The organism is Actinorectispora metalli, from assembly GCF_056323685.1.
This window is the reverse complement of sequence record NZ_JBREYE010000001.1, coordinates 4,247,987-4,272,131: the sequence shown is the minus strand read 5'-3', so window position 1 is coordinate 4,272,131 and position 24,145 is coordinate 4,247,987. Positions and strand designations below refer to the sequence as shown.

At 70.8% G+C, this 24,145-nt stretch carries 19 protein-coding genes; 13 read left to right on the top strand and 6 right to left on the bottom strand.

Going from position 1 to position 24,145, the window contains the following annotated elements; genetic code table 11:
- Positions 1–39 precede the first annotated feature (39 nt).
- Entirely contained in the window at positions 40–591 is a 552-nt protein-coding gene (locus ACU6XJ_RS20070; protein ID WP_476313654.1) for a DinB family protein, read from the bottom strand.
- Positions 592–776: 185 nt separating this feature from the next.
- Between ACU6XJ_RS20070 and ACU6XJ_RS20065 the strand changes: the two genes are divergently transcribed.
- Positions 777–1,946 carry an MFS transporter gene (locus ACU6XJ_RS20065; RefSeq protein WP_476313652.1) on the top strand — a complete coding sequence of 390 codons (1,170 nt, stop codon included), beginning with the start codon at positions 777–779 and terminating at the stop codon, positions 1,944–1,946.
- 25 nt (positions 1,947–1,971) lie between these two features.
- Positions 1,972–2,580, top strand: a complete 609-nt coding sequence (locus tag ACU6XJ_RS20060; RefSeq protein ID WP_476313650.1) for a hypothetical protein — start codon at positions 1,972–1,974, stop codon at positions 2,578–2,580.
- Positions 2,581–2,694: 114 nt separating this feature from the next.
- Here the strand turns inward: ACU6XJ_RS20060 and ACU6XJ_RS20055 are convergent, their stop codons facing one another.
- Positions 2,695–3,669, bottom strand: coding sequence for a hypothetical protein (locus ACU6XJ_RS20055; RefSeq protein WP_476313648.1), 975 nt, complete (start codon positions 3,667–3,669; stop codon positions 2,695–2,697).
- A 291-nt stretch (positions 3,670–3,960) separates the two neighbouring features.
- Here ACU6XJ_RS20055 and nagA point away from each other — a divergent pair, with 291 nt between their 5' ends.
- The gene (nagA, locus tag ACU6XJ_RS20050) at positions 3,961–5,109 is read left to right on the top strand and encodes an N-acetylglucosamine-6-phosphate deacetylase (RefSeq protein WP_476313646.1); all 1,149 of its coding nucleotides are present in this window, start codon (positions 3,961–3,963) and stop codon (positions 5,107–5,109) included.
- 173 nt (positions 5,110–5,282) lie between these two features.
- Here the strand turns inward: nagA and ACU6XJ_RS20045 are convergent, their stop codons facing one another.
- Positions 5,283–7,556 (bottom strand): ATP-binding protein, encoded by a 2,274-nt coding sequence (locus ACU6XJ_RS20045; RefSeq protein WP_476313644.1) that lies wholly within the window; start codon positions 7,554–7,556, stop codon positions 5,283–5,285.
- A 670-nt stretch (positions 7,557–8,226) separates the two neighbouring features.
- On the opposite strand from ACU6XJ_RS20045, the gene ACU6XJ_RS20040 reads away from it, so the two are divergent.
- From ACU6XJ_RS20040 to ACU6XJ_RS20030, 3 genes are all read left to right on the top strand, one after another.
- Positions 8,227–8,487: a hypothetical protein gene (locus ACU6XJ_RS20040; RefSeq protein WP_476313642.1), complete on the top strand. Its 261-nt coding sequence runs from the start codon at positions 8,227–8,229 to the stop codon at positions 8,485–8,487.
- Between the two features lie 90 nt (positions 8,488–8,577).
- Positions 8,578–9,711: a PLP-dependent cysteine synthase family protein gene (locus tag ACU6XJ_RS20035; protein WP_476313641.1), complete on the top strand. Its 1,134-nt coding sequence runs from the start codon at positions 8,578–8,580 to the stop codon at positions 9,709–9,711.
- Positions 9,708–10,961 carry an MFS transporter gene (locus ACU6XJ_RS20030; RefSeq protein WP_476313639.1) on the top strand — a complete coding sequence of 418 codons (1,254 nt, stop codon included), beginning with the start codon at positions 9,708–9,710 and terminating at the stop codon, positions 10,959–10,961. Before ACU6XJ_RS20035 ends, ACU6XJ_RS20030 begins: the two co-directional genes overlap by 4 nt.
- A 78-nt stretch (positions 10,962–11,039) precedes the next feature.
- Here ACU6XJ_RS20030 and ACU6XJ_RS20025 read toward each other — a convergent pair whose 3' ends face one another.
- Positions 11,040–11,792 carry a spherulation-specific family 4 protein gene (locus ACU6XJ_RS20025; protein ID WP_476313637.1) on the bottom strand — a complete coding sequence of 251 codons (753 nt, stop codon included), beginning with the start codon at positions 11,790–11,792 and terminating at the stop codon, positions 11,040–11,042.
- A 402-nt stretch (positions 11,793–12,194) separates the two neighbouring features.
- On the opposite strand from ACU6XJ_RS20025, the gene ACU6XJ_RS20020 reads away from it, so the two are divergent.
- From ACU6XJ_RS20020 to ACU6XJ_RS19990, 7 genes are all read left to right on the top strand, one after another.
- The gene (locus ACU6XJ_RS20020; RefSeq protein ID WP_476313636.1) at positions 12,195–12,476 is read left to right on the top strand and encodes a metal-sensitive transcriptional regulator; all 282 of its coding nucleotides are present in this window, start codon (positions 12,195–12,197) and stop codon (positions 12,474–12,476) included.
- A gap of 32 nt (positions 12,477–12,508) precedes the next feature.
- Positions 12,509–12,718: a heavy-metal-associated domain-containing protein gene (locus tag ACU6XJ_RS20015; RefSeq protein ID WP_476313634.1), complete on the top strand. Its 210-nt coding sequence runs from the start codon at positions 12,509–12,511 to the stop codon at positions 12,716–12,718.
- A 4-nt stretch (positions 12,719–12,722) separates the two neighbouring features.
- On the top strand, positions 12,723–14,993 hold the full coding sequence (locus ACU6XJ_RS20010) for a heavy metal translocating P-type ATPase (RefSeq protein ID WP_476313632.1): 2,271 nt from the start codon (positions 12,723–12,725) through the stop codon (positions 14,991–14,993).
- A 211-nt stretch (positions 14,994–15,204) separates the two neighbouring features.
- The gene (locus tag ACU6XJ_RS20005; protein WP_476313630.1) at positions 15,205–16,725 is read left to right on the top strand and encodes a hydantoinase/oxoprolinase N-terminal domain-containing protein; all 1,521 of its coding nucleotides are present in this window, start codon (positions 15,205–15,207) and stop codon (positions 16,723–16,725) included.
- 30 nt (positions 16,726–16,755) lie between these two features.
- Complete coding sequence (locus ACU6XJ_RS20000; RefSeq protein WP_476313628.1) at positions 16,756–17,826, top strand: DUF917 domain-containing protein; 1,071 nt, start codon at positions 16,756–16,758, stop codon at positions 17,824–17,826.
- Complete coding sequence (locus ACU6XJ_RS19995) at positions 17,823–19,316, top strand: PucR family transcriptional regulator (protein ID WP_476313626.1); 1,494 nt, start codon at positions 17,823–17,825, stop codon at positions 19,314–19,316. The genes ACU6XJ_RS20000 and ACU6XJ_RS19995 overlap by 4 nt, the downstream gene beginning before the upstream one ends.
- 386 nt (positions 19,317–19,702) lie before the next feature.
- On the top strand, positions 19,703–20,623 hold the full coding sequence (locus tag ACU6XJ_RS19990; RefSeq protein ID WP_476313624.1) for a S1 family peptidase: 921 nt from the start codon (positions 19,703–19,705) through the stop codon (positions 20,621–20,623).
- A 90-nt stretch (positions 20,624–20,713) separates the two neighbouring features.
- Here the strand turns inward: ACU6XJ_RS19990 and ACU6XJ_RS19985 are convergent, their stop codons facing one another.
- Positions 20,714–22,009: a hydantoinase B/oxoprolinase family protein gene (locus tag ACU6XJ_RS19985; RefSeq protein WP_476313622.1), complete on the bottom strand. Its 1,296-nt coding sequence runs from the start codon at positions 22,007–22,009 to the stop codon at positions 20,714–20,716.
- A complete protein-coding gene (locus ACU6XJ_RS19980; RefSeq protein WP_476313620.1) occupies positions 22,006–24,042 on the bottom strand; it encodes a hydantoinase/oxoprolinase family protein in 2,037 nt (678 codons plus the stop codon). The genes ACU6XJ_RS19985 and ACU6XJ_RS19980 overlap by 4 nt, the downstream gene beginning before the upstream one ends.
- Between the last annotated feature and the right edge of the window lie 103 nt (positions 24,043–24,145).

The following is a 24,145-nucleotide window of genomic DNA, read 5'->3' as shown; positions in this document are numbered from 1 at the left end:
CGTCTTCGCTTTGATGTGGATCTCAGCGGTATGCGGGGCCTACTCGCCGATGCGGCCGTCGATGCGTTCGCGGAGCAGGTCGGCGTGGCCGTTGTGGCGGGCGTACTCCTCGATCATGTGGACCAGTAGCTCACGCAGCGAAAGGGGCTTTCCCGCGCCGTCGCGTCCAACGAAGCCGAGGTCGGTGTCGCGGACGAATCGGTCGGCGAAGGCGGTCTCCTCGTGCCAGGCGGCCCACGCCTCCTCGACCACCGCGGGATCGGGCACGGCGCCGTCGAAATCGGCGTCGGGCTGCTCGGGGGTCTGGTACCGCTTGGGCACGTTCTCACCGGCGAACCGCATGCGGAACCAGCCGCGTTCGACATCGGCCAGGTGCCGCACCAGCCCGAGCAGCGACATGGTGGAGGGCTCCACCGCGCGGCGGGCCAGCTGGGTGGCGTCGAGGCCTTCGCATTTGAGGCGCAGCGTCAGGCGCTGGCAGCGCAGGAACTTTACGAGCGTCGCCCGCTCGTCGCCAAGCGAGGCTCCGCCCTCCCTCGGGTCGGCGGCGGGATCGACGAACACGTCGGCGCGGTGCTGCGGTGGGGTCACGGTGCCATGCTCGCCGCATCAGCCGCACCACGGCAACCGAATAGTGCGGTTACCTTGCGACAAATGGGACAGACCACATTCCTCTGTGCACGTCGTTTCTTTATCGGCGAAAGCGGAAAGGATTCAGTGTATTTGACGAGAATGCGGTTGGTGGCGGTGTGTACCGAACGGTACGGTCGCTCCTCGTGACGGCTGCTGCGCGGCGGGCTCGGTTCGGGGTCTCGGTGATTTTCTCCCTCTGCGGCGCGGCTTTCGCGACCTGGGCGGCGCGTGTTCCGGCCGCGCAGGAACGCCTCCAGTTGGGTACCGGGGAACTCGCGGTCGCCCTGTTCGGGCTTGCCGCGGGCTCCGTCGCCGCGTTGCTGGTCGCGGGGGCGATGATCACCAAGATCGGCAGCAGGCTGTGCGCGCTGGTAGGTGCGGTCGTGTTGTGCGGCAGCCTCGGGCTGGTCGTGCTGGCCTGGAACCTGCCATCGTTCATCGCCGCGTTGTTCCTGCTGGGCGTCGGCAACAGTGTTCTCGACGTGTCGATGAACGCGCACGCCGCACGGGTCGAGCAGTTGTACGGCCGGTCCATTTTCGGCGGCTTCCACGCGTTCTGGAACATCGGCGGGCTCGCGGGTTCCGGAATCAGCGCAATCGCCGCAGGCCGACACATCCCCATCACCACGCACTTTCCCGTGGTCATGGTGGTGCTGTTGGGGATCGGCGTGGCCGCGATCCTGGGCTGCTTCCTCACCGGGCCGGATCAGGGACAGGGCGGCGCCGCTTTCGCCCTGCCCAGCCTCGCGCTGCTGCCGATGGGGATCATCGCGTTCTGCGCTTTCGTTGCCGAGGGCACCGTGAACGACTGGAGCGCGGTCTACCTGGTCGAGGTGACGGGAGCGTCGGCCGCGGTGGCGTCGCTGGGCTACTTCGCCTGCTCGGCGACCATGGTGGCGGTGCGCCTGGTGGTCGATCGCGTCGTCGGCACCGTCGGCGCGGCGGTGTTCACGCGGGTGGCCGCCGTGGTCGCCGCGGCCGGGTTCGTGCTGACCGTCGCCGTGACCCACCCGGTGGCGGGAGTGGTCGGCTTCGGGCTGATCGGGTTGGGCTTGTCCGGGATGGTGCCGCTGGCGTGGAGCGCCGCGGGCCGGGCGGACAGCCGGTCCCCCGGCCGCGCCATCGCCGCCGTCGCGACCCTCGGCTACCTGGGGTTCCTGGTCGGACCGGTGTTGATCGGCGGGCTGGCCAAGCTGATCGGCCTGCACGCCGCGCTGGGCGCGGTCGCCCTGTTCATGGTGGCGGTCTACCGGTTCGCCCCGTCGCTGCGGACCGCCACCGCCGAGCAGCCAACGGCGCCGGTCGCACCGTAGTGGGGGTCGTGGTAGGCATTCGAAGGTGCAGTTCACCCAGGACGCCTTGCGTCGCTTGGCCGCGGGAGAACTCGACCTCGCGTTCCGCCGCTGGCGCAGACCGACGGTGCGCCCCGGCAGCAGGCTGCGCACCGCGGTCGGGGTGGTCGCCGTCGGGTCGGTGCGGCGCATCGAGCGGGCCGAGGTGACCGAGGACGACCTGCGCCGGGCGGGGCTGCGTGATCACGCGGAGTTCGACCGGAGCCTGCGGACGGGCGAGGACCGCGCCCTGTACCGCGTCGAGATCTCGTTGGCGGGCCCCGATGAACGCGCAGGCCTGCGCGGCCGGGACGAGTTGCGTTCCGATGAGTTGGACGACATCGCCGCGAACCTGGAGCGGATGGACGCCCGGGCCCGTCGCGGACCGTGGACCCGCCGATTCCTTGAGCTCATCGCGGCGCATCCCGAGGTGCGCGCCAAGGACCTGGCCGAGCGGGCGGGTCGGGAGATGCTGCCGTTCAAGGCCGACGTGCGCAGGCTGAAGGAACTGGGCCTGACCGAGAGCCTGACCGTCGGCTACCGCCTCTCGCCCCGCGGGCAGCGGGTTCTCGACCACCTCCGGCGTCGCGCCGCTTCGGCCGAGACGCCGTCATGACACCGCGGGCGCGGCGTGGGCAGGCGCGGGTGCGGCGGGGAAGTCCCTGCCGATGAGCAGGGCGCCCAAGGCGACTTCGAAGAGGCCGCCGGTCACCGACAGCAGCAGACGCGATCAGGCCCAAGGGGCGATCGGGTACCAGGGCAGGATGCCGCGGCCCGCGAGCAGCCGGACGTCCCAGTACAGGAAGGTGAACACGCCCGCGGCGATCAGGCCCGCGGCGGTGGCGATGGTGGCGCGCCGCGGGTTCTCGGTGAACCAGCGGGCCAATCGCCTGCCGAACAAGGCGGTCACGGCCAGCAGCAGCACCGCCATGATCACGACGTTGCCGACCGACTGCAAGGTGAACACGGCCGCTCCGTACAGCGGGTTCCCGCTCTCCGCCGCGTCCCGGAACAACTGGCGGAACAACGGGAACGGCCGCCCGATGAGGAACGCGCCGACCAGCGCGCCCATGAACACCATCGGCGCCTGCGGGTAGCGTCGGGAGACCTTGGCGAACGGGTCGCGGACCACACCCAGCGCGGCGAGGCCGAGGTAGACCAGGGCGATGCCGATCAGCCCGAACACCACCATCGACTGGATGCTGCGACCGGACAACGAACCCGGCACGTTGGCGGTCGTCGAGAACTGCGGCATCGCGGTGCCGACCAGACCCACCACGGCGCCGTAGACCGCGGAGACGGCCACCGCGCCGACGGTCAGCCATCCCAAGGGGCGCAACGCGGTCAGCATCCGGGTCCACACGCTGCCCGGCCTGCCGAGCATCGGCGCCATCGTGCCGAACACCGCGACGTTGCAGGCGGTGAAGGTGCCCGCGATCCCGGTCACCAGAGCGAAGGCGATGCCCCCGGCGGCACCGGTGATCGTGACGTCCGTTGCTTCCTGGCCGAGGAGCGTGTCGGCGATGGTGCCGCCGATGGTCCGGTCCACGAACCGGGCCGACCACGCGACGCTGAGCAGGAAGCCCGCGAGCGCGCTGAGCGTGATGACGATCGCTTTCCGACGGGGAAAGTGACCGTTGACGAAGGTGGAGGTTGAGGTCGGCTCGGACGGAGTCGGGGCGGTGCTGACACGCGAGGTAACCACGGCGGTCCTTCCACGAATGTTGGGGAGGAGGCAACCGCAGGCCACACCGGCCTGCCGCCTACCGGATCGGCCTTCGGACGTCCATCGTTGGCCACCGTGCGTCGCAGTTGAATCACGCATAGCGCATCGGTATAAGTCGGAGACGAATCACCGCTTTTCGGAAGAAGCCGCACCATTCGATGTGCCGGGTTGTCAACTGTCAACATGTCGAAAACGTGATCTTGGCGCAGGTGGGCACCCAACTTGTATGGTCTAAACCAGTTGCCGGTGACGTGAATACTCGGGGGCCTCGTGGTTGTCCTGCACAATGCTCGGCTGGTGTTGCCCGGCGGGGTCCAGCACGGGGCGCTGCATGTCGACGGTGCCCACATCCGGCGGGTCGAAGCCGGTGGGTTCCCGCCCGTCGACGGCGGGGACGCGGTCGACCTCGGCGGGCGGTGGGTGGTGCCCGGCTTCGTCGACATCCACTGCCATGGCGGTGGCGGGGCCAGCTTCAGCAGCCCGGACGAAGGTGAGGTGCGGGCGGCGGCCCGCTTCCACCGCGAGCACGGCAGCACCACCGTCATCGCCAGCACGGTGACCGAGGACCTCGAACAGCTCACCCGGACGGTGGACACCCTGGCGGGTCTGGTGGAGGACGGCCTTTTCGCCGGGCTGCACCTGGAGGGGCCGTTCCTGGCCGCCGCCCGCTGCGGCGCCCATGACCCGGCCCTGCTGCGCGATCCCACCCCGGAGGCGGTGAACGGGCTGCTGAAGGCGGGCCGGGGCACCATCCGGATGGTGACGCTGGCCCCCGAACTGACGGGCGCCTTGGCCGCGGTGCGCAGGCTGGCCGAGGACGGGGTGGTGGCGGCAGTCGGCCACACCGACGCCGGGCACGCCCAGACGCAGGCGGCGATCGAGGCGGGCGCCACCGTGGCGACCCACCTGTTCAACGGCATGCGCGGGCTGCACCACCGCGAGCCGGGCCCGGTCACGGCGCTGCTGTGCGACGACCGGGTCACCGTCGAGTTGATCAACGACGGCAGGCACCTGCACCCCTCCATCGTCGACCTGGTGTTCCGCTCCGCCCCGCAGCGCACGGCGCTGATCACCGACGCGATGAGCGCGGCGGGCATGGGCGACGGGCGCTACCGGCTGGGCGCGCTGGAGGTCGAGGTCTCCGGCGGGGTCGCCCGGCTCGCGGACCGCGATTCGCTGGCCGGTTCCACGCTCACCATGGACGACGCGTTCCGCCGGACGGTGCACCGGGGCGGCGTGCCCATCGAGGTCGCGGCCGCCGCGGCCGCCATGGCACCCGCGCGGGCATTGGGCCTGGACAAGGAGATCGGCTCGCTGGAGGTCGGCAAGAAGGCCGACCTGGTGGTGCTGACCGAGGAACTCACGGTGTCCGCGGTGATGGCGGGCGGCGAGTGGGTGTCAGCGGACCAGGGCTCGTGACTGCGGGCCACCCGTGTATCCGGCCGATGGGATCTGCTGAGCGCGCTCACGCCCGAGCCGGTCATAAGGTGATGCTGGAGTCGCGTTAGACGGCGACCAGCACAAGCCGCACCGAGGCCGGCTCGATGGCCTGCGGTAGGCCCTCCAGGTCGCGGCGATGTCCCCCCGAGCCGTCAGCTCAGGGCGGGGATGTCGTTGCCGTGTCCGAGAGTCCGTAGCTCCTCGCGCACCTCGTCGGCGCGCGGGTCGCCGACCTCCTCGAAGATCTCCAACGCGTCCCGCAGCGCGGCGCGGGCGCCGTCGAGGTCACCAATGTCGCCGAGCACCTTCGCCTTGGTGTGCAGGGACTCCCCGACGCCGGAGCGGTCACCCGCCTCCCTGCGCACCAGCAGGGCCGACTCGATCTGCTCCAGCGCCTCGGTGTTGCGGCCGAGTTCACGCAGCACCTCGCCGACGACACCGAGGGTGTAGCCCTCCCCCGCCCGGTCGCCGATCTCGCGCAGCGTGCTCAGCGCCTGGCCGAGGTAGTTCAGCGCGTCCTCGGTCCTGCCCAGCACCCGGCAGGCGTTGGCGGCGTAGGCGTAGACCACGCCGACGCCGTGGCGGTAGTCGATGTCCTGGAACAGCGTCAGCGCGCTGCCGAAGTGACCCAGCGCTTCCTCGCAGCGGTCCATCTTGCTGCACACCACACCCAGGCCGCTCAGGCTCCAGGCCTGACCCCAGTTGTCGCCGAGTTCCCGCCGGATCGACAGCGCCCGCTCGAAGTGGTCGCGGGCCTCCTCGAGCCTGCCCAGGTTCCAGTAGGCGTAGGCCAGGTTGTGCAGGATCCACGCCTCGCCGGTCCCATCGGAGATGCCGCGGGCCGAGGTGAGACCCAGGTTGTGCATGGTGATCCAGGCGTCCCAGGGATTGCGAAGCTGGAAGTAGTCCCACATCACGATCGGCAGCTTCCACGCCCGGTCGTGTCGGCCCGACTTGGCCGCCAGCCGGGTGGAGGCCACCAGGTTGAGCAACTCGGTGTCGCACCACTCCAGCGCCTGGCCGTAGGTGGTGAACTCGATCGGCACACAGCCCGCGGGCGGCGGGTCCAGCGGGACGTGCGCCCGCTCCGGGGCCAGCACCTTGTTCGCGGCGTCGGCCGTGTGCAGGTAGAAGCCGAGCATGCGGTCCACCGCCTGCTCCCGCTGGTCCTCGGCCTCCTCGGTATCGCTGCGCTCGGCGGCGTAAACCCGCAGCAGGTCGTGCAGCCGGTACCGGTCGCGGGCCACCTCGTCCAGCAGGTGCACGCCCGCCAGCGTGTCCAACATGCGCCGCGCCCTCGGCACGGTCTCGTCGGCCAGCGCGGCGGCGGCCTCGGTGGAGATGTCGGTGCCCACGTGCAGGCCCAGCATGCGGAACACCCTGGCCGCGGGCTCGGGCAGCGCCTGGTAGGACCAGGAGAACACGGCTCGCACCGCCGAGGACTCGTCCTCGTCCACGGTGAGCATGTCCAGCCGGTCCCGCTCCAGCACGAGTTCGCCGCACAGGTCGGCCAGCGCCATATGCGGGCGGCTGGCGATCCGCTCGGCGGCCACCCGCAGCGCGAGCGGCAGGTAGGCGCAGCGCCAGGCGAGTTCCGCGGCGGCCGCGGGCTCGGCGTCGGCCCGGGTCGCGCCGATCACCCTGCGCAGCAGCGCGACGGCCTCGCCGGGCGGCAGCGGGTCGAGGCTGACCCGCAGCGCCCCGTCGCGGGCGACGAGTCCGGACAGCCTGCTGCGGCTGGTCACGATCACCACGCAGTCCGGGCAGCCGGGCAGCAGCGGGCGCACCTGGTCGGCGTCGGCCGCGTTGTCCAGCAGCACGAGCATGTTCTTGCCGTCCAGCAGAGTGCGGAACAGCGTTGCGCGGGTGTCGGTGCCCGCTGGGACGCTCGCGGGCGGCACCCCGAGCGCGCGAAGGAAGTCGCCGAGCACCTCGGCGGGCTCGGCGGGCAGCCCGGCCGGGTCGTAGCCGCGGAGGTTGGCGAACAACGCGCCGTCGGCGAACCGGTCCTTGATCGAATGTGCCCAGCGCAGCGCCAGCGTGGTCTTGCCGACGCCGGGCGAGCCGTTGATGGCCACGATGCGCACCGCGCCGGGCTGGCTCTCGGCGTCCAGGATCGAGTCCAGCTGCCCGATGTCGCCGTCGCGGCCGACGAACTCGGCGACGCCGGTGGGCAGTTGGGCGGGTTTGAGCGCGCTCATCATGCCGCGCGGTCGGGGAGCGGCCTCCACGACGAGGTCCACCAGCGCGCCCGGCGCGTTGAGTGCCTGCTCGGCGCTGCGGGCGAGATCGACGGTAGCGGGTTTGAGCCCGTTCTCGATCTTGCTCAGGTAGCCCTTGCTGTAGTGCACCACCCGGGACAGCGCGGCCAGCGACATCCCCCGGTCCTCACGTAGCCGCCGCAACTCGGCTCCGAACGACGGCAAAGGCCCGCCTTCCTCCTCGGATACCCGTTTCCCGTTGAGTTAGGAAACGGGAACCCCCTTGGACCCGTGTTCCAATCTCGCGAGACTGAAAACAATCACGATTTCGGTGACCAGGATACGGCGGAGTGGGACCGTTCGTCTTCGGGTTGGGCGAGGTTGCAGGTTCTCGCCAGTGTTTGTCGAGGCGCGAGGGAGTCGGCGGACACGACCGGGCTAGTGGATTGGGCCCGTGATCGCGAGGGGCATCACGGGCTGAGGCATCACCGGAGGGGAGCCGGTTGCTGCCACCGCTCGTGCCTGGGGGTCGAGCGGTGGCAGAGTGACCGGCTTTCCGGACCAGCCACCGCCACCGGCATGTCACGTCCGTCGCGGGGAGCTTCAGCCGCCGCAGATCCGCCGTAACGGCGTTACCACCGCATCCGGCGAGCGAGTCGTAAAGCCGCCCCATTTGCGAATTTCTTACTATTTACCCGAATTGGCAGTTAATTTCACCCGCTACTCGGGGACAGCGTTTGCCGGTACATTCGGCGCCATGACGGCCCGGCCCGCTGCTTCTCGGCGACGTATGCGTTGGTATTTCGCATTCGTCGTGCTGGCGGGCTTCCTCGCGCTCCACGTCGGAGCCCCGGGCTGCGTCGACGGGTTCGGCGATGTCCAGCATGGACACTCCGTGTCCCAGACTGGCCACAGTGGACATAACGGGTGCGAGGACCATCCCACGCAATCCGCGGAGCACCTCACCTGCCTCGCGCTGCCGAGGGATCTCCAGCCCGATTTCGACCTCGATCCGGCGTTGTCGCTGGTCACCGGCTTCGCGGGCATCGTGACCCCCGCGCTGTCCCGGCCCGCCGCCCGCGCGGAGCGCGGAACAAGGCAGTGTCCGCTGTGGGGCAGGAGTCTGCTCACCGTCGTCTGCGTCGCTCGGAGCTAGGAACTTTCCCCGGGTCCGCACCGCCTTCTGTAGGCGGGCGTTGACCCGCATGGAGTCCACCCCCGCTCCGACATCGACGAGAGAGCATCGATGGAAACCTTGCATACCCCCGTCCGCCCGACCCTGCCCGCGCTTCCCGCGCTGACCGCGCAGGCCGTCCCCCCGGCCTCGGCACTGCGCTGCACCACGCTGCGCACCATGGTGGGCAACACCCCCGTGCTGTGGGTCGATGAGCCGTTCACCACGGACGGCAAGGGCTTCTGGGCCAAGCTCGAAGGCCAGAACCCCGGCGGCATGAAGGACCGGCCCGCGCTGCATATGGTGTCCCGAGCGCGGGAGCGGGGCGAACTCGCGCCCGGCGCCATGATCGTGGAGTCCACCAGCGGCACCCTTGGTCTCGGCCTGGCCGTCGCGGGCCAGGTGCACGGGCACCCGGTCACCCTGGTCACCGACCCCGGCATGGAGCCGATGATGCGGCGGCTGCTGGCCGCGCACGGCACCAGGGTCGACGTGGTCACTGAGCCGCATCCCACCGGCGGCTGGCAGCAGGCCCGCCGGGATCGGGTGGCCGAACTGCTGGCCGAGCACCCCGGCGCGTACTGCCCGGACCAGTACAACAACCCCGACAACGTCGCCGCCTACAGCGAACTGGCGCTGGAACTGGTGGCCCAGCTGGGGCGGATCGACGTGCTGGTCTGCTCGGTGGGCACCGGCGGGCACTCGGCGGGCATCGCGCGTGTACTGCGGGAGTTCTACCCGCATCTGCGGCTGGTCGGCGTGGACACCGTCGGCTCGACCATCTTCGGCCAGCCCGCCCGGCCGCGGCTGATGCGGGGTCTCGGCTCCAGCATCTACCCGCGCAACGTGGACTACTCCGCCTTCGATGAGGTGCATTGGGTCGCGCCCGCCGAGGCGGTGTGGTCGGCGCGGTCGCTGGCCGCCAGTCGCTTCGCCACCGGCGGCTGGAGCGTCGGCGCGGTGGCGCTGGTCGCGGGCTGGCTGGCCGAGCGGAACCCGGCGCGCACCCGCATCGCCGCGGTCTTCCCCGACGGGCCGCAGCGGTACTTCGACACCGTGTTCAACGACGAGTACTGCCTGCGCAACGGCCTGCTCGGTGGCCGCCCGACGCAGCCTGCGGAGATCTCCGACCCGATGGCCGCCGAGGTCACCGGCTGGACGCGGTGCACCACCGTGGTCGACCCGGCGGGCGGTGCCGCCGCATGAGGCAGACCCTGGCGCAGTTCCGGTCGTTCAACCGGCCGACCCGGCTGCTGCTGCTCAACCAGCTCACCATCAACCTCGGCTTCTACATGCTGATCCCCTATGTCGCAGCGCATCTGTCCGGCGGGCTGGGCATGGCGGCGTGGGTGGTCGGGCTGGTGCTCGGCGTGCGCAACCTCTCCCAGCAGGGCATGTTCCTGCTGGGCGGGGCGCTGGCCGACCGGTGGGGCTACAAGCCGATGATCGTGGCGGGCTGCCTGCTGCGCACCGCGGGTTTCGCGCTGCTGGGCTTCGCCGACTCGCTGCCCGCGCTGCTCATCGCCTCCGCGGCGACCGGCTTCGCGGGCGCGTTGTTCAACCCGGCGGTGCGCGCCTACGTCGCGGCGGACTCCGGTGAGCGCCGGGTGGAGGCGTTCGCGTTGTTCAACGTCTTCTACCAGACCGGCATCCTGGCGGGACCGCTGGTGGGCACCGTGTTGACCGGCATCTCCTTCCAGCTCACCGCCTCGGTGGCGGCGGCGGTGTTCGCGGTGCTGACCGTCCTGCAGATCCGCTCGCTGCCCGCGCATCGGGGACACGCCGAGCCGGTTTCCCTTGCCGGGCAATGGCGGGCGGTAGTGTCCAACCGGGATTTCGTGGTGTTCTCGGTGGCCATGATCGGCTCGTACGTGCTGAGCTTCCAGGTGTATCTGGCGTTGCCCCTGGAGGTGCGCAGGCTCGCGGGCGGTGAGTTGACGGCAACGGTCGGTGTCGGCGTGTTGTTCGCCGTGTCCGGCCTGGTGGCGGTCCTCGGCCAGGTGCGGATCACGGCGTGGTGCCGCGAGCGGTTCAGCTCCGGCGAAAACCTGGTGCTCGGGCTGGCGCTGATGGCGATGGCGTTCCTGCCCCCGCTGCTGACCAGTGGCGCGCAGGCGGCGGCATCGACACCGGAGGCGGTGCTGACCCTGGCGCCGCTGGTGGTCTCGGCGGCGCTGCTCAGCCTCGCGACGCTGGTGCTGTACCCGTTCGAGATGGACACCATCGTCGCGTTGTCGGGCAACCGGTTGGTCGCCACGCACTACGGCTTCTACAGCACCCTGTGCGGGATCGGGATCGCCGTGGGCAACCTCGGCACCGGCGCGGCGCTGGACCTGGCGCGTGCCAACGGCCTGCCCGCGCTGCCGTGGCTGGTGCTCGCGGCCGTCGGCACGGCCTGCGCGCTGGCGATCCGCGGTCTGACCAAGACGCACCGGCTGGAACCCGCGGCGGTCTAGGCCACTGAAGGTGTGTCGGATCGTGAGTGCGGAGTTCCTTCTCACGGAACTCCGCACTCACGACCGGCGAAGCGCCGCTCAGTAGTTCAGGGCCGACAGCAGGGACCGGAAGTACGGGGGCAGGGTGTCCCAGGGGTTGGGCAGCACGTCGTCGGTGAGGTAGAGCCAGCCGATGTGGTCGGTGCAGGAGGCCACCAGCGCCGGGTCCACCGCACCGGTGGCGTAGCCGAGCGCGGCGAAGTTGCTCGCGTCGTAGTGGTGCTGCCAGTCGGCCACCGAGCACTGCGCGGGCGGTGCGGCGTTGTCGTGCAGCACAAGGACATCGACCATGTCCAGGTAGCTCTCCAGCGTCGCGGTGCCGGGGTTGCCGACCAGATAGTCCAGGTCCAAGGTGCGCGCGTGGTCGGAAACCTCCTGGTAGAAGGGCTCCCGGCCGGGCACGTTGCTCATCTCGTCCAGGAACAGGCCCTGCAAGCCGGGGTAGGACCGGTCGAGCCGCTCCACCTCGGCCAGCACCTGCTCCAGCGGAAGGTTGGCGTAGGAGGTGGTCAGGTAGGCGATGGGCAGGATGCCTTCGGCCCGCAGGCGGAGCACGCCGTGCCGGTACTCCTCGTGTTCGGCCTCGGGGATGGTGGCGGGCGGGTTGATGATCGCCACCACGGGCACCTTGGGGTACCAACGCTTCGCCATGATCAGCCGGTCCCAGGTCGGGGAGGTCGGCGGACTGTACAGCGGCACGATGGTGCCGGGACGGTCCTCTTCGCAGGCATGGGCGGGCAGGCCGACCATGGCCACGGAGATGATGAGCGTGAGCACGGAGAGGAATCTCACCGCATCTGGATACCCCGCTACCGGCGCTTTCCCCGAGAACGAGCGCACACGTTTACCGGAATGACGTGCGCCCGTTCTCCACCGCGGCGATCAGCGGAAGAGCGTTCACTCCGTTCGGTGGTGTTGTACCAGCTCCGGTGGCGATTTCGGGCCGGTTGGCCTTTCGTTGGCGAACCGGCATCGGATTGATGCGTGCTGAGCGAGCGGCGTGCGCGCTTTGTCAACAGAACGCACGGGTCGATACGTAGCGTGGCGCAAAAGCCGGTGGGCTCTGGATCTGAACCGCGGTACTGGGTATGCCGTATGTGGGAGAGAGCACACGGGACATACCCGGTACCCCCAAGGGGTATATAGTGGGGGTCGTGGCGCAGAGCCGCGTCAGCTCATTCAGGGAGCCCTGCCATGCATGGATACGCCGACAAGAAGGACGAGCACCTTCGCCGGCTTCGCCGGATCGAGGGGCAGGTCCGCGGTCTGCAACGGATGATCGACAACGGGGAGTACTGCATCGACGTGCTCACCCAGATCTCCGCGGCGACCAGGGCGTTGCAGTCGGTGTCCATCGCGCTCATCGACGAGCACCTCAAGCACTGCGTCAGCCAGGCCATCTCCGAGGGCGGCGAGGTGGCCGACGCCAAGGTTCGCGAGGCGAGCGATGCCATCGCCCGTCTCGTGCGGTCCTGAATTTTCCAGCGGTCGAACAAGGAGAACAACCCATGACCACCGCCACCTACACGGTGACCGGCATGACCTGTGGACACTGCGCATCGCACGTCTCCGAAGAGATCAACAAGCTGAGCGGCGTGCAGCAGGTCGACGTGGACGTGCCGACCGGCAAGGTGACCGTCACCAGCACCGAGCCGCTGGAGGTCGCGAGCGTCAAAGAGGCCGTGACCGAAGCAGGCTACGAACTGACCGCGGCCTGATCCGATGAGTGCCACCATTCCCGACACCCGGCGGCGGGGCACCAGGCAGGTCGAGCTGACGGTTGGTGGCATGACCTGCGCCTCGTGCGCGGCGCGGGTCGAACGCAGGCTCAACAAGCTCGACGGCGTCCTCGCCACGGTCAACTACGCCACCGAGAAGGCCACCGTGCGGGCGCCCGCCGAGGTCGGCTCGGACGAGCTGATCAAGCAGGTGGAGGCGGCGGGTTACACCGCCGCCCTGCCCACCCCGCGACCTGAGTCCACTGTGGACTCCACGGGCGCGCTGCGGGACCGGCTGCTGGTCAGCCTGATGCTGGCGCTGCCGGTGGTCGCGGTCGCGATGGTGCCCGCCTGGCAGTTCATCGGCTGGCAGTGGTGGTCGCTGGTGCTGGCCACCCCCGTGGTGGTCTACGGCGCCTGGCCGTTCCACGCCGCCGCGCTGGCCAACGCCCGGCACCGCACCGCCACCATGGACACCCTGGTGTCGCTGGGTGTCACCGCGGCCTACCTGTGGTCGCTGTACGCGTTGTTCCTCGGAGAGGCGGGCAGGCTCGGCCTGACCCACGGCTTCGAGTTCACCGTCGCCCACGGCCACGGGCTGGCCAACATCTACTTCGAGGTGGCGGCGGGCGTCACCACGTTCATCCTCACCGGCCGCTATTTCGAGGCCCGCGCCAAGCGCCGCGCGGGCGCCGCGCTGCGGGCGCTGCTCGAACTGGGCGCCAAGGAGGTCTCGGTGCTGCGCAACGTGCCCGGGCCCGCAGGCCCTGAAGGCAATGTCACCGAGGTCCGCATCCCCGTCGACCAACTCGCCGTCGGCGAGCACTTCGTGGTGCGCCCCGGTGAGAAGATCGCCACCGACGGCGTCATCGAGCGCGGCGAGTCCGCTGTGGACACCAGCATGCTCACCGGCGAATCGGTGCCCGCCGAGGTCGGCCCCGGCGACCCGGTTTTCGGCGCCGCGGTCAACGCGGGCGGACGGCTTGAGGTGCGCGCCACCAGGATCGGCGCCGACACCCAGCTTGCGCAGCTTGCCAGGCTGGTCGAGCAGGCACAGAGCGGCAAGGCGCAGGTGCAGCGGCTGGCGGACCGGATCTCCGCGGTGTTCGTGCCGATCGTGATCGGCCTGTCACTGCTGACGCTGCTCGCCTGGCTGGTGACCGGCGCGGCGGCGAGCATGGCGTTCACGGCGGCGGTCGCCGTGCTGATCATCGCCTGCCCGTGTGCGCTTGGCCTGGCCACGCCGACCGCGCTGCTGGTCGGCACCGGCCGCGGCGCGCAGCTTGGCGTGGTGATCAAGGGCCCCGAGGTGCTGGAGTCCACCCGCCGGGTCGACACCGTGGTGCTGGACAAGACGGGCACCGTGACCAGCGGGAAGATGAGCCTGGTCGAGGTCGTGCCCGCCGACGGTGAGGACGCGACGACCGCGTTGCGGTGGGCCGCGGCCTTGGAACACGCCTCGGAGCATCCCATCGCCAAGGCCATCGCGGCGGGTGCCGACCAGGACACCGAACCCGTCGAGGGCTTCCGCAACGTCGAAGGGCTCGGCGTGCGCGGCACGGTCGCGGGCCACGAGGTGGTCGTCGGGCGGCCCGCGCTGCTGGCCCACCACGGCATGGAGTTGTCGGAGACGCTGCTGGTGGCCAAGAAGCAGGCGGAGTCCGCGGGCCGCACCGTGGTCGCCGTCGGCTGGAACGGCGCCGCCCGCGCGGTGCTGATCGTGGCCGACACCGTCAAGCCCACCTCCGCGGAGGCCATCACCGGCCTGCGCGCACTCGGTCTCAAGCCCATCCTGCTGACCGGCGACAACGCCGCGGCCGCCGCGGCGGTGGCGGACGAGGTCGGCATCGACCCCGGCGCGGTCATCGCCGAGGTGCTGCCCGCCGACAAGGTCGCCCAGGTCAAACGCCTCCAGGACGAGGGCCGCGTGGTGGCCATGGTCGGCGACGGCGTGAACGACGCCCCCGCCCTGGCCCAGGCCGACCTGGGCCTGGCGATGGGCAGCGGCACCGACGCGGCCATCGAGGCCAGCGACCTGACGCTGGTCCGGGGCGACCTGCGGGCAGCGGTCGACGCGATCCGCCTGTCCCGCCGGACGCTGGCGACCATCAAAGGCAACCTGTTCTGGGCCTTCGCCTACAACGTGGCAGCTCTCCCGCTGGCCGCGCTTGGCCTGCTCAACCCCATGATCGCGGGCGCCGCGATGGCCCTGTCCAGCCTGTTCGTCGTGACCAACAGCCTCCGCCTCCGAACCTTCCAACCCACCACCCGCTGACGCACCTCCCCCGATTTGGTGTCCAGAATTCGTTAAGACACCGTCATCAAAGGGATTCTGGACACCAAAACGGGTTCAGTGGGCTTCACGTCACCAGGGCGGGAATCCGAGGGGTGCACAACGTGGTGACCTGGAGATTTGTAGTTGATCATCGCCCGTGGTGGCGGGTGAGCTCCGCTAGGCTGCTGGTGGAGGGACCGAGGAGCACCAGATGCGGCTAGGCGTGGCGTTCGGCTCGGCCTGCCTGGATATCGCCGTGCTGGATGACGGGAAGGTCGTTCGGGCCTGCAAGATCCCCGGCACGACCGATATCGCCGCGGGCCTGCGCGGGGCGCTGGGCGCGATCGGTGACCTGACGCGGTTCTCCATCACCTCCGTGACGATCTCCCCCGGCTGGCTGTCGCAGTCGGTGCGCGCCCTGACCTCGCTGGCACCGATCGCCGTGCTCCGGGTGACCCAGCGCGGCGGGCACCTGCTCGGCCCGCTGAGCTGCTGGCCCGCCGCACTGCGCGCCGCCGTGGTCTGCGGCGACGCGGTCCTGCACGGCGGGCACGACGTATGCGGGCGCAGGCTCAGCCCGCTGGATCTGCCCGCCGTCCGCACGTTCGCGGAACAGGCCGCCGAACGCGGGGCCAGCGGCATCGCCGTCACCGCGAACTTCTCCCCCGCCACCCCCGAGCACGAGACCGCGGTCGCCGAGACCATCGCCGCCACGGGCCTTCAGGTCACCCTCTCGCATGAGGTCGGCGGCCTCGGCCTGCAGGAACGGGAAAGCACCGCGGCGCTCAACGCCGCGCTGCGCCCACTGGCGGAGCGGACCGTCGACACCTGCCGCGAGGTCCTCAGCTCCCTCGGGCTGTCCGTCCCGCTGCTGTTCACCCGACACGACGCCACGCTGATGAACGCCGAGCAGCTTCGCCGGTTCCCGGTGCTCGCGCTGGAGGCGGGGCCCGCGATCGCGCTGCGCGGGGCGAGCGTGCTGGCGGGCGTCGACCGGGCGCTGGTGCTGGAGATCGGCGCCCTGTGCAGCCGCGCCGGAGTGGTCAACGACGGGGCGCCGCGGCTGGCCCAGCAGACCAGCGCGCTGGAGATGGAGGGCCTGCGGGTGGCGCTGCCACTGCCGCAGCTGATCTACGCGGGCATCGGCGGGCGCACGCTGATCGAGTCATCCGGCACCCTGCGCGAGGGGTACGGCCTGCCGAAGGCCTTCGGCGGCCCCGAACTCACCGTCTTCGACGCGGCGGCCTGCGCCGGGCTGGCCGGTTTCGAGCCGCCGCCTGCCTGGCTGAACCACCTCACCGCGAACAAGGCGGTGCGGGCCGCGGCCGCCCGCCTGGACCGGCTGGCCGCCCGGCTGCGCGAGGCGGCCGCCCCGGCGCCGATGGTGGCGGTCGGGCCCGCCGCCTGCCTGGCGCCGATGATCACCGAGGCGAAGGTGCAGCTGCCGGAGTACGCCGACGTCGCGCCCGCGGTGGGGGCGGCGAGCGCCCAGCCCGCGGCCGAGGTGGAGCGGGTGATCGTCGTCGACGGCGGGCACCGCGACCTGGACCGCGCCTTGGCGCTGGCCAACGAACAGGCACTGGCGGGCGCGGTGTCCGCGGGCGCCGACCCGGCCAGCGTCAAGCTGGTGGAATCGCGGGCCATGCCGCTGTCGTTTCTGCCCGGCACGGTGTTCCGGCTGCGGGTCCGCGCCACCGGCAGGCTCGACCGGACCCCGGCGGGGGTGCGCTGATGCGGCTGCGTGCCATCGGGGGTGCGGCGGATGCGTGAGATCACCGAGCACGATGTCGACGACCTGTTCGCCGGGGCGCTCATGTACGGGGCGACCGTCGGCGACTCCGGGTACACGATCACCCAGTGGCTGCGGCATGAGCTGGCGCACCGTGGCCCGGTGCGGCTGGTCGAGGCGATCGAGCTCGACCCCGAAGCGCAGGCCGCGGCGGTGGGGCAGATCGGGTCCGCGTACATGCTGGAGGAGCAGCTTCCCACCGGGGAGGAACTCGCCGACGCCGTGCGGGCGCTGGAGCGGTGGCTCGGGCGCGAGCTGTCCGCGATCTGCGCGTTGAACGCGGCGGGCGTGAACGCGGTGACACCGGTGATCGCCGCCGCCCGGCTCGGGCTGCCGCTGATCGACCTGGACGGGATGGGCCGGGTGTTCCCGCTCATCGAGCAGACCACCTTCACCCTCGGCGGCATCAGCCCGACGCCGCTGGCGGTGACCGGCAGCAGCGGCGAGTGCGTCGTGCTGGACACCCCGGTGGACCGGCTGGAGTCGCTGGTGCGGCCGCTGGCGCTGAGCGCGGGCGGCTGGGCGGGCTGCGCCTGCTATCCGGCGAGCGTGGCCAGGCTCGCCGCCGCGGGCATCCACGGCACGGTCTCCCGCGCCATCGAGACCGGCCGGACGCTGCGCAGCTCCACCGACATGCCCGCCGAGCACTTCGCCCGCGGCCTCGGCGGCAGGCTGCTGTGCCGCGGCCAGGTGATCGAGATCGAGCACCGTACCGCCCAATGGGCTGACCAGGCGTATCCGGCCGGACCCGGCAGCGTTGTGCTTCGTGAGTCCCACGGCAGGCGGCGCGTGATCCGGTTGGAGATGCACAACGAGGTGTTGCTGGCCATGACCGATGGCGGCACCGCGGCGTCCGTGCCGGATAACATCTGCATGCTGGCCGTACCCGGCCGTCAGGCCCGCAACGGCGAGCAGCTCACCATCGGAATGGAGTTGGAAGTGTTGGTCCTGCCCGCCGCTCCCGCGTGGCACACGCCGGAGGGCAGGCGCATCGGAGGGCCGGTCGCGTTCGGCCTGCCCAGCATGTCCGCCACCGCACCATGATCGGCGGCGTCGAACCGCTGACGGTCGCCGAGCTGGTGCACGGCGGTCCGCTGACCGAGGCGAGGCTGTCCGGAACGGCCGCGCTGGACCGCGCGGTCCGCGGCATCGTGTTGATCAACGACGTTGCCGAGACCGCCACCGCGCCCCCACACCACGGCTTGGTGCTGACCAGGGCCGCCGCCCGCGGCGGCTGGGCCGTCGAGGTCGCGCTGCGGCACGCCTGGGAACGCGCCGCCGCCTGCGTCGTCGCCCCCGCCGAAGTCGTCGGCGCCCCTTCGGCCGACCTGGCCAGCAGGCTGGGCATCCCCCTCATCGCCGTGGACGGCGGCATCGACGCCTGCGCGCTGGCCATGGCCGCCGCGGTGAGCAGGCCGGAGGCGGCCCGCGCCACGCTGACCGCGCAATGCGCGCTGCGCCTGGCCGAGGCCGGTTTCTCGGTGCGCGCCGTGCTGGGCGTGCTCAACGAACGCCTGCCGGGCGTCCAGGTGGCGTTGATCAGCCCCGGCGGCGAACTCGCCGCGGGCCGCCGCACCGCGATGGACGCGTGGCGGACCGGCGACGCCCCGGTGCTGGACGAGCCGGTCAACGGCCCCGACGGTGCGGAGTTGGGCAGGCTCGTCGCGCTGCTGTCCGCCCGCTCGCGCGGCTGGCAGGACACCGTGTCCGGGGTGCTGCGCATCGCGGGCGCCTCGCTGGCGGCGTGGGCCGCCGCGTCCCGACTGCGGGCCGAGCGGGAGCCCAGGGTCGCCGCCGCCCTGCTGTCGACGCTGCTGGTGCGCCCCAACGTCGCCGACGACGAGGAGTTCATCGCGCACGCCGCCGCACTGGGCTGGCCGCTGCACGGCAGGCTCGCCGCCGTCGCGCTGGCACCGCTGGACAGCGCCCCCACCGAGACACTCAGCTCCAGCCTGGCCGCGGCTTGGGCGAACGCGGGCATCGGCGACTTCCTGGTGCCGCACGCCGAGGGCTGGGTGTCCTGGGTGCCCTTCGACGAGCACGCGGGCGAGGACGAGTTGGCCAAGCTCCGCGACCGCTGCGCGGCCGCGCTGTGGCGGGTCGGCACCCTGACCCCGCTGGCCGCGGGCATCGGCGGCCCCGGCACCGACGTGACGGGCCTGCGCGCCGCGATCCACCACGCCACGGCCGCCGCCGCGGTCGCCCGCAACTCCGGCGCCGGAACCGTCGTCACCGCAACGGAACTGGGCCCCAGCCGGCTGCTCGCCGCACTGCCCCGCGACCTCAGCGAACCCGCCCGCCAGGTGCTGGCGCCGCTGCTGGAGGTCGACGCCGACGGTGCCCTGCTGGCCACCCTCGCCGCGATCCTGGACTCCGGCGGCTCGGCCAAGGACGCCGCCGCCCGCCTCGGCGTGCACCGCAACACCATCGCCACCCGCCTGGACCGCCTACGCGACCTGGGCATCGACCCCGGCGACCCGGCCTCGCGGCTGCCGCTGCACCTGGCCTGCCACGTACTCCAGTCCAACCGCTGACCAGGGAACCGCGCAGCGACGGCATGTCACGCCCGTGAATTCCGACCTGCGAGTCCAGTCTGACGATGTTTCGTGCTTTGAATATGTGGCGGAGGCGCTGCACCAGCGAGGATATAGCCGACAGCACGCAACGGGATATGGCACCTTCTTAGGCTGAGCGCGCATCATCAGACCGTGGATAACGTGCAGGTACCCGCAAAGCGGGGCTATGCGCTCGACACGGATTCGAGAGCCATCTCCGAAAAAGAATAAATATCGAAATTTCGACGTATTCGCGAAATAGACCGCTCTTGTCCGGCAGGGTTAATCTGCGACAACCCCTTTCATATCACTGGACACAATTCGGTCCAGCCGTCCGTTTGGAGTTGTGCGTGAAATCCCTGCACATGAGCAAACGAATCCGCGGTGCGTTGACCGCCTCCCTGGCGGCAAGTGCCCTGCTCGCCACCACGGTTGCCACCCAGTCTGTGTCGGCGTCCGCGGAACCCCGTTCCGCCGCGCGTTCGCTGGAGATCAGCAACGCTCTGGAACAGCACGAGAAGGTGGCCGGAACCTCTTGGGGCGTGGACAGTCGCTCCGGTCGGCTGGTGGTGACGTTGTACGGCAACGCCGATCCCCAGGGGGCGGCCCGGCTGACGGAGAGGTTGCGTCAGTACGGCGACGCGGTCCGCGTGCAGCGGTCGACGGTGCCGATCCAGCTGTACATCGCCGGTGGTGACGGGATCTCCATCAGCACCACCGGCGGCAGGCACAGCTGCTCCAACGGCTTCAACGTGACCAAGGGCGGAAAGCCCTACCTCCTCTTCGCGGGCCACTGCCCGGGTGTCAGCGGGAAGAAGGACTGGTACACCCTCGACGGGAAGAAGATCGGCACCGTCGAGGACGTCCTGTGGCCCGGCGGTGACTACGCCCTGCTGCCCAACACCGGTGGCCTGCCTCAGGAACCGGGCGTGAACACCTACGAGGGCGGCAAGGTCGAGCCCATCACCAAGGTCGGTGAGCCTTCCATCGGCCAGAAGCTGTGCAAGAGCGGCGCCACCACTCAGAAATCCTGCGGCACGGTCTATGCGGTGGACCAGACGTTGAACATCGGCGACAACCAGGGCAACACCTACACCATCAAAAACATGACCTTGGTCGAGGACATGAATTCCGCCGGTGGTGACAGCGGTGGCGCCGTGTACGAGGGCGAGACCGCCATCGGCACTCTGACCGGCGGCGGCACGGACGGCAGCAAGACCGTCACGGTCGTCTACCCGGTCTCCATCCCATTCGCGAAGCACGACCTGAAGCTGCTCGAGAAGTAATTCTCCCGGTGTTGCCTGGGTGCCCGGTCGGATGCCCAGGCAACACCGCCCGCACCATCCGGTTTCTCGCCGCTCACGAATGAGCCGCGGTTACGCCGCGCCGATCCGGTCCGGGTGCTCCTCGGCCGGCAGGTCGGTCCGCCGGGCGGGCGCGTGCCAGGTGCAGGAGATCGTGTCGCCTGCCGAGAGGTACAGGGCCGTCGTGGCCGGTGGGCGGCGTTCGTCGGTCCGCCCGGCGTTGACCACCACCTCCGCATCGGCCGACCACCACGGCACGACCGTCGCGTCGGCGGTCATCCGGTACTCACCGGACAGCCGCTCCGCGGCGGGCTGCCGCCCGGCACCCCCAGCGCCGGGCCGCAGCCCAAACCGCTCGACCACCAGCGGGTACCGCGTCTCCAACTCCTCGACCCCCGCGCCGCCCTGCCGCCGTGCCTGCTCGGGCTCCACGACGGACGACTCCGCCGCGGCCAAGGCGGCGAGCACCAGATCCGTCAGCATCGAAGCAGGCACGGACGGGCCACCCGGCTGGGTCACCACCTCAAGACGGCGGTACGAGCCGCCGGTGACCGGGATCGTCCCGACCACCCGCCGATAAGCCTGCCTGCACGCTGCCGCCTGCGCGGCGGCGATGCTCCCGGCGATCTCGACGACGATCCGCTCCTCGGCGACAGCCACGGTGACGCCTGCGGTCTCATACACACCGGCCCGCAGCCTGCGCAGCTGCCGGGCCTCCAGCCGCTCGGTCTGGTCGAAGATCCGCTCCGCCGCCGCCAGCAGCGTCGGATAACCCCAGCGACGCACGACCTCGGTCAGCCGGGACTGTCCGGTGCGGACCGCGGCAAACTGCCGGGCCAGCTCAGCGGACGGCCGCAGGCGGACCGGGCCGGTCCAGGACACGGCCGAGCCGGGCCGGTGCAGTCGGACCACGGCGAACCCGGCGAGCAGGTCGTCCACCACGATCGGCGCGTAGACGGTCTGGTCGTAATGCGTCCCGCCGGGGCAGGGCGCGTTCCACAGCCACAGATCCCCGGCCCGCCAGCCGCCGAACCGCTCCTCGGTGTGTCGCACGCTGTCTTCAAGTCCACAAGGGACATCCAATGTGGACGACTGCGCCAGGACACGGTGCTCGGAGTCCACGATGGCGACCGCCACCGGGTCGCCGTCAGGCAGTCCCTCCCGCCGCAGCACGGTGACCATCTCCTCCGCCGCCGCGAGCAGCGCGCCGCGCAGGATCTCGGTGGTGATCGGGTCCAGCGGCAGCCGGTGGCCCGCCAGCCGCTCTCGCAGCGTCGGCCCGTCGAAACCCGTGCCGCGCTGGACGGGCACCTGCCCCGAAGGCCCGGCGGTGGCGGCGAAGTCACGCAGATCCTGTCTGAGAGTCAACGGGCACCTCCACGGCACAGACGCAGACAGCCATGCTCATCGACAACGCACTCAACCCCGGGCGGCACGACGGTGGTCGCGGTCGGCTCCACCACCAGCGCGGGCCCGGCGAAGCGGTAACCCGCACCCAGCATGTCCCGCTGCACGACCAGCGTGTCCTGTTCAAGCTGGTCGAATACCGCGGGCCGCACCAGCTGCGGCACCGGTTGGTCCACAGTGGACACCGAGGGTGCCGCCACCGGACCGAGGCCGCCGAACGCCACACAGCGCAGCACCAGGACCTCGATCGGCGTGTCCGGCTCGGTCCGCCCGTACCTGCGCTGGTGTGACTCGGCGAAACGCCGCAGGACCTGATCGTCGACGGGACCGGCCATCGGCACCGTCAACACGTGTTCCCGGCCCGCATAGCGCAGATCGGCCGCGTACTCGAAGCGGGCCGGGCCGTCGAAGTCCACCGCCGCCTCCGCCTCGGCCCGCAACGCGAGCAGCGCCTCCCCCACCCCGTCCATCGAGGTACCGAAGAAGGAACGGGCGAAATCCCGGCGAGCCTCGGTGCACAGCATGCCGAGCGCGGAGAACGCGCCGGGATGCGGGGGAACGATCACGTCGGCGATGCCCAACTCCGCGGCCAGGTACGCCGCGTGCATCGGGCCCGCTCCACCGAAAGCCACCAGGCTGAACCCTGCGGGCTCCAAGCCGCGTTCGACGGCCACCCCTCGGATCGCCTGCGCCAGGTGGGCGTTGACCACATCGCAGATGCCCTCGGCCATCTGCACCGGGCTCAGGTCGAGTTCGTCGCCGAGGGCGGCCACCGCTTCGTACGCGGCACTGAGGTCGAGTCGCAGGGCCCCGCCCGCGAAGGCATGCGCGTCGACCCTGCCCAGCACGCAGTGCGCGTCGGTGACGGTCGCGGCCCGTCCGCCGCGGCCGTAACAGGCGGGTCCGGGGACGGCGCCCGCCGAGCACGGCCCGACTCGCAGTCCGCCCGCTTCGGCATAGGCGATAGATCCACCGCCCGCGCCGATGCTGTGCACCTTCACAGTGGGCAGCATCAGCGGGAAGCCCGCCAAGTTCGTTTCGGCTGCCCACTCCGGGGCGCCGTCGACGACCAACGACACGTCGACGGAGGTACCGCCCATGTCCACGCAGATCAGGTTCGGGCGGTCCAGCAGCCGGGCCAGCGCGACGGCACCCATGGTGCCGCCGACCGGGCCCGCCCGCAGCGTCTGCAATGGGCGGCGGCGGGCCGACTCCACACTGGCCACACCGCCCGCGGACTGCATGACGTGCGGCGGCACCGGCAGACCTCTGTCCACAAAGGTCTTCTCCAGCCTGCCGAGGTAGTTGCGCACGGCGGGCGCGGTGTAGGCCTCGATCACCGTCGAGGAGGTCCGCTCGTACTCCCGCCTCTCCCTGGCGACCTGGTGCGACAGCGAGATCCAGGCGTCGGGGCCAAGCTCGTCCCGGAGGATCTCGCCCGCGAGCACCTCGTGGGCGGGGTCGACGTGGCTGAACAGGAAGCAGACCGCGATGGCATCGAAGCCCTCGACCCGCGCCCGCTCCGCGGCCCGGCGGACCGCATCGGTGTCCAGCGGCTCCAGTTCCGAACCGTCGGCGCCGAGCCTGCCGCCGATCTCCACCGTGTCCGCACGCGTGACCAGCGGCTCCGGCCTGCCGAGTTGGTAGACGTCACCGACGCCGCGAGTGGCCAGCAGCATCACCCGCGCGCCGCGGCGGTCCACCAGGGCGTTGAGCCCGAGGGTCGTGGCGTGCACGGCGAGCGCGATGCGGGCGGGGTCGCAGTGCGTCCCGCCCAGCGCGGCGAAAACACCCTCGGTAAGGTCTTCCGGTGTGGTGGGAGACTTCGCGACGGAGTACTCACCCGTATCGTCGTCATAGGCGATGACGTCGGAAAACGTGCCGCCGACGTCCGTCGACACCCGGTACAACGCGCTCACCCCCACCGTCTCGACCTGGTCCCCTGCGGTGCTGTCGGTGACCGTACGTCCACGCTGAGCGACGCCAATGTGCATCGAGACTAGCCAACCCGGCGGGCACTGTGCAGCACGCCATGTTGTTTAGGCTTCAATCACATTGCGATTGAAGCTTCCTTGTTGACGCTGCCCTGACCAGGAC

Bases quoted from the DNA above. Each gene is read 5' to 3' on its own strand.
- ACU6XJ_RS19995 (WP_476313626.1), top strand. From the start codon at position 17,823: ATGATCGGCGGCGTCGAACCGCTGACGGTCGCCGAGCTGGTGCACGGC.
- ACU6XJ_RS19980 (WP_476313620.1), bottom strand. From the start codon at position 24,042: ATGCACATTGGCGTCGCTCAGCGTGGACGTACGGTCACCGACAGCACC.
- ACU6XJ_RS20010 (WP_476313632.1), top strand. From the start codon at position 12,723: ATGAGTGCCACCATTCCCGACACCCGGCGGCGGGGCACCAGGCAGGTC.
- ACU6XJ_RS19990 (WP_476313624.1), top strand. From the start codon at position 19,703: ATGAGCAAACGAATCCGCGGTGCGTTGACCGCCTCCCTGGCGGCAAGT.
- ACU6XJ_RS20000 (WP_476313628.1), top strand. From the start codon at position 16,756: ATGCGTGAGATCACCGAGCACGATGTCGACGACCTGTTCGCCGGGGCG.
- ACU6XJ_RS20035 (WP_476313641.1), top strand. From the start codon at position 8,578: ATGGAAACCTTGCATACCCCCGTCCGCCCGACCCTGCCCGCGCTTCCC.
- ACU6XJ_RS20020 (WP_476313636.1), top strand. From the start codon at position 12,195: ATGCATGGATACGCCGACAAGAAGGACGAGCACCTTCGCCGGCTTCGC.
- ACU6XJ_RS20015 (WP_476313634.1), top strand. From the start codon at position 12,509: ATGACCACCGCCACCTACACGGTGACCGGCATGACCTGTGGACACTGC.
- ACU6XJ_RS20005 (WP_476313630.1), top strand. From the start codon at position 15,205: ATGCGGCTAGGCGTGGCGTTCGGCTCGGCCTGCCTGGATATCGCCGTG.
- ACU6XJ_RS20030 (WP_476313639.1), top strand. From the start codon at position 9,708: ATGAGGCAGACCCTGGCGCAGTTCCGGTCGTTCAACCGGCCGACCCGG.